The sequence below is a fragment of the Photobacterium sp. OFAV2-7 genome (assembly GCF_022347985.1).
In the GTDB taxonomy this organism is placed as follows: domain Bacteria; phylum Pseudomonadota; class Gammaproteobacteria; order Enterobacterales; family Vibrionaceae; genus Photobacterium.
In genome coordinates this window covers 1-4,395 of sequence record NZ_JAKRFQ010000411.1, presented here as the reverse complement: position 1 = coordinate 4,395, position 4,395 = coordinate 1, and the positions used below count along the sequence as shown (strand labels likewise).

Here is a 4,395-nt window from a genome sequence, read left to right as displayed (position 1 = left end):
CCTTCACTCAGCCGGGCAAGAGGTAACACTCGATCAAAGCTCGCTTCTGCTGAGGTGCCCGAACGGTTGATGCCGATAAGGGTAAGGCCAAAGGCTTTGGCAACCCGGGCGAGGTGCGCTCCGATGGAGCCCGTACCCAGAATGACCATGGTTTTTTGGTTCAGGGACGCATAGGGAAGCGGTTGCCATTGTTGCCGGGCTTGCTGCTGGCGGTATTGGCCGAGATGGCGGGTATGATCCAGGGTATACCCCATGACATATTCGGCAATCAATTGGCCGAAGTGACCGCGGATATTGGTCAGGGTGTAGTCTTGCCGAAGCGCTGGCCGGATCAGAGCGTCAATACCCGCAAAGGTAGATTGTAGCCAGTGTAGTCCCGGGTAGTCGTCGAGTTCGGCAGCAATGCGCGGAGGGTCGGCCAGAATGATGGTGGCGTGTTCCGGCGTATCGGTTATTTCGAGCCCTGGTAAACGTGCTTCGGCGAGCAGTTGTCGATAAGCCTTTTCTTGTCGTGACACAATCAATAACTTGTTCATTCCCTTATCCCTGTTTGCTGACATTTTCTACCTGCCTTTTCGCTACGTGTGATATGCCTATATTGCTGTCGCTTGATGTTGAAGTGACTTGGCGATAGAAGTAAACTTCGAGGCAAATCACAACCGCAGATTATCCCATGCTAAAGAATCCTGTTCAGCTTCGTCTAGAAAAATTAGAACCATGGCAACACATCACCTTTATGGTCTCCCTGTGTGAGCGTATGTACCCCAACTATGCATTGTTCTGCCGAGAAACTGAATTTGCCGATGAGCAGAAATATCGCTCAATTCTTGACAGTATCTGGGAAATTCTGACGGTCAAAACGGCGAAGATTAATTTCGAAAAGCAGTTGGAGAAGCTAGAAGAGCTGGTGCCTAGTGCCGATGAGCATGATCTCTATGCGGTGAACCCTGCGATTGATGCCTGTGTTGCGCTGGCAGACTTGCTGCACGCCATGCTGGATCGCGACTTGATGCTGGAAACCCTGACGAAGCTGAGCTCGCTGTCAGCAGAAACGGTGGCGGATCTTGAATTTGCCCAGAGTGGTGTCGAGATCACCAACGACAACCAGAAAGAAAATGAAGCGGTTTGTGCCGAGTGGGATATGCAGTGGGCAATCTTCCGTGCATTGAAGGAAGCCGAGCGTCGCGATATTGAGCTTATCAAAGGCCTGCGCCAAGAGCTCCGTGAAGAGCCTGTCAGCAATATCGGTATCGAACTATAAGCAATTACAGATGAATTGAAAAAGGGCCCTGACGGGTCCTTTTTTGTACTTGCCAGCCGAGTAGGTGCTGTTCTTGAAAAAGGCACAGAGAGGCCTGCTGGGAGATGTAACCGTGATGTAAAGTTATAAAACCCAAAAATAGATTTTATTTGCGGTTATTTATGCTTTTAATTTGACTGGTATTGGTCAATATCACTTATTTTGTTTTTTTGCTTGTATTGTCTGACTGCTGCCGTTTATAACAAAGGTGTCGCGGAAAACGCTTTGGTTTTCCTGTTTTTTTTACCTGTCAGCTAGGACGAGTTATGCCTGTATCAGCTATCAATAGTGCTGTTTACTGCAATGGTTTCAAGGCCGTTGCGGCTAGCCTGCTCCTCCTGCTCTCTCTGGGTCTTATCCGGGGCTGACAGGCCGTACTCATTTTTCCTGTCAGCTTGAAGCGAAGCTGACAGGTCCATATTCCCATCCGAATTCCCCTTAGTTTCCTTCAAGCGGCTGCTGAAGAGGATAACTATGTTAAGTGCACGTAATATCGCTGCCTTGGGTTTCATGACTTTCGCCATGTACCTTGGCGCCGGCAACCTGATCTTTCCCCCGTTTCTTGGCCAGCAGGCTGGTGAGCATTTTGCAGCCGGTATGGCCGGGTTCCTGCTGACCGGGGTCGGTCTGCCAGCACTGGCCTTGGTGATAGTGGCACTGGTCAAAGGTTCAGATAACCTGACAGCGGCATTGCCAAAGCCTGCTGCAACCAGTTTTTGGGGGATGGTCTTTATCGTGATAGGGCCGGCATTCGTGATCCCGAGGGCGATCACCGTGGCCTATCAGTTTAGCTTTGCGCCTTTTATCGGCGAAGCCGCCCTTTTGCCATTCACCGCTTTCTTCTGCCTTGCAGCTATCATGTTTGCCCTGTATCCCGGCAAATTAGTCGATACGCTAGGTAAGTGGCTGACCCCTGTGCTGGTGGTGATTTTGACCGTGTTGGCAGCCACCGCCTTATTGTCTCCCGGTGGTGATGTCCTAGCGGCATCTGGTCCTTATCAAGACAAAGCTTTTGCTGAAGGCCTGACTCAGGGTTACATGACAATGGATGCACTGGGCTCGATTGGCTTTGGTTGGATTATCTTCCGCGCTATTCGTGAAATGGGCGTGGAATGTCCGAAGGCTACTGCCAAATACACCCTGATGGCTGCAGTCATGTACGCGGTAGCTATGGCATTGGTGTATTTGTCGCTGGCCTATATCGGCTCGACCAGTGCTGATTTGGGTATGTCTTTTGGTAACGGTGGCGAGATCCTAACGGCGTTCACCCTGGTCAACTACGGTGCCTTGGGCAGTGTCTTGCTGGGCGCGGTGATGATTCTGGCTTGCCTGACTACTGCAATCGGGGTGACAACCGCAGGCAGTGAGTTCTATAGCAGGACGTTCCAGCCAGTCACCTACCAGCGCAGTGTGTGGGTGACAATGCTGGTCGCCGGGCTGGTGGCTAATCTTGGCTTGGAGCAGTTACTGGCTATTACTTTGCCGGTTGTGGTTGCTTTGCACCCGGTTGCGATAGCACTGTTATTGATTGCGCCACTTCGCCGCCGTTTGACGACATCGGCTGTGATGGCTGCAGTGGTCACTGCGTTGGGTTTTGGCTGTGTGGATGCCTTGCATATCCTCGGCAAGATGCCGGCAGGGATTGATGCCTGGTTAGTACAATACTTGCCGCTTTATAGCGATTATGCCGGATGGGTGATACCAAGCATGGTGGTGATTGCTTTAGGTGTGATGAGAAATCGGTTTCCACGCTCAGAACTAGCGTTGCAACCGTAAACTAAGCGACCGACAGCTTTGCAGAAAAACAAAGGGGCCATTGGCCCCCTTGTTTATGATGGCGTGTGATCACTCATCGTCTTTGCTTTCAATCACACCGTGAGTCTTCTTCCAGGCCTCCCAGCGCTGGTAGGCCAGCTGCTGCATGTCGGTGTTCTTGTCGGCTTCATCGACAATCTCCTCGCCGACGAGGTGCTCGAAAATATCTTCCATGGTCACAATGCCCTGCACGGTACCGTATTCGTCAACGACCAGAACCAGCTGCGAGCGCTCTTTCATCAGCTGCTCAAAAGCTTTTGGCACACTGGCGTTGTTCATGATCACCGGGATAGGGCGCATCAGGGTCCCCAGCTCCCGGTGACCACGGCCGGCCTGGCTTTCGGCAAACAGTTCAAGCCGATGAGCGAAGCCGATAATATTGTCTTTTTGCTCGCTGAATACCAGCGGACGGGAGAACGGGCTGTCTTTGTGCTCGGACAGGAACTCGTTGATTGGCTGTTCGGCATCGACCCTGAACAGCACCGGACGTGGTGTCATGATCTTGGTCACGCTGACATCACGGAACTGGAGCAGGTTAGTCATGATTTTAGACTCGCCTTCCGCCAGCTCGCCGGATTCTTTGGCCAGCATGGCCATGGCAGACAGCTCGTCACGTAGCTTGGGCGCTTCATGCCCGCGGGAAAGGCGACGGGTTATTTGTTCCGACACCCAGACAAACGGAGTCAGCGCCCATACCATCCAGCGCAGCATGCTGGCAGAAGCCGGTGCCAGCTGGCGCCAATAGGTCGCACCGATGGTTTTCGGAATGATTTCTGAAAATAGCAGGATACCGATAGTCAGAACGCCGGAAAATACACCCAGCCACTGGCTGCCGAACACGACCGCTGCCTGGGCACCGGCGGTTGCAGCTCCGATGGTGTGGGCAATGGTATTTAAGGTTAGGATCGAGGCCAGCGGGCGATCGATATTGTCTTTCAGGGCAGCAAGTCGAGGAGCTGCCGGGTGGTTCCGCTGGCGCAGAGTACCGATATAACTTGGCGAAATACTAAGGAGCACGGCTTCGAGCACCGAGCAAATAAACGAAACACCTATCGCAATTGCGATGTAAATCGTAAGGAGTAGCATGCTTACCTTGTCAGCTAATAAGGAAATTACGCCTATATTAATTGGTGCTCTAGGGAATAAATACAACTATTTCATTTTTCGGATTGGTAACATTTTGTGAACTTGCGCTCAGTTTATGGTTAAAGAGCCCGCACCTAACCACATGATAGCCGACAAACCTTTGCCACACGGGCTTCTTTTGAATTAGAGTTGAT

5 protein-coding genes are annotated in these 4,395 nt (G+C 51.8%); 2 read left to right on the top strand and 3 right to left on the bottom strand.

The features are described 5' to 3' along the window. Positions 1-536 (bottom strand): NAD(P)-dependent oxidoreductase (locus MHN01_RS17875; protein WP_304622872.1); only part of this gene is annotated, 536 nt, incomplete at its 3' end. Positions 537-673: 137 nt separating this feature from the next. Here MHN01_RS17875 and MHN01_RS17870 point away from each other — a divergent pair. Then, positions 674-1,261, top strand: a complete 588-nt coding sequence (locus MHN01_RS17870) for a YjaG family protein (protein ID WP_239412580.1) — start codon at positions 674-676, stop codon at positions 1,259-1,261. A gap of 314 nt (positions 1,262-1,575) precedes the next feature. On the opposite strand, the gene MHN01_RS17865 is transcribed toward MHN01_RS17870, so the two are convergent. Beyond that, positions 1,576-1,719, bottom strand: coding sequence for a hypothetical protein (locus tag MHN01_RS17865; RefSeq protein ID WP_239412579.1), 144 nt, complete (start codon positions 1,717-1,719; stop codon positions 1,576-1,578). A gap of 55 nt (positions 1,720-1,774) precedes the next feature. On the opposite strand from MHN01_RS17865, the gene brnQ reads away from it, so the two are divergent. Beyond that, positions 1,775-3,076, top strand: coding sequence for a branched-chain amino acid transport system II carrier protein (gene brnQ, locus MHN01_RS17860; RefSeq protein ID WP_239412578.1), 1,302 nt, complete (start codon positions 1,775-1,777; stop codon positions 3,074-3,076). A 69-nt stretch (positions 3,077-3,145) separates the two neighbouring features. Here the strand turns inward: brnQ and MHN01_RS17855 are convergent, their stop codons facing one another. Beyond that, positions 3,146-4,201, bottom strand: a complete 1,056-nt coding sequence (locus tag MHN01_RS17855; RefSeq protein WP_239412577.1) for a CNNM domain-containing protein — start codon at positions 4,199-4,201, stop codon at positions 3,146-3,148. Positions 4,202-4,395 lie beyond the last annotated feature (194 nt).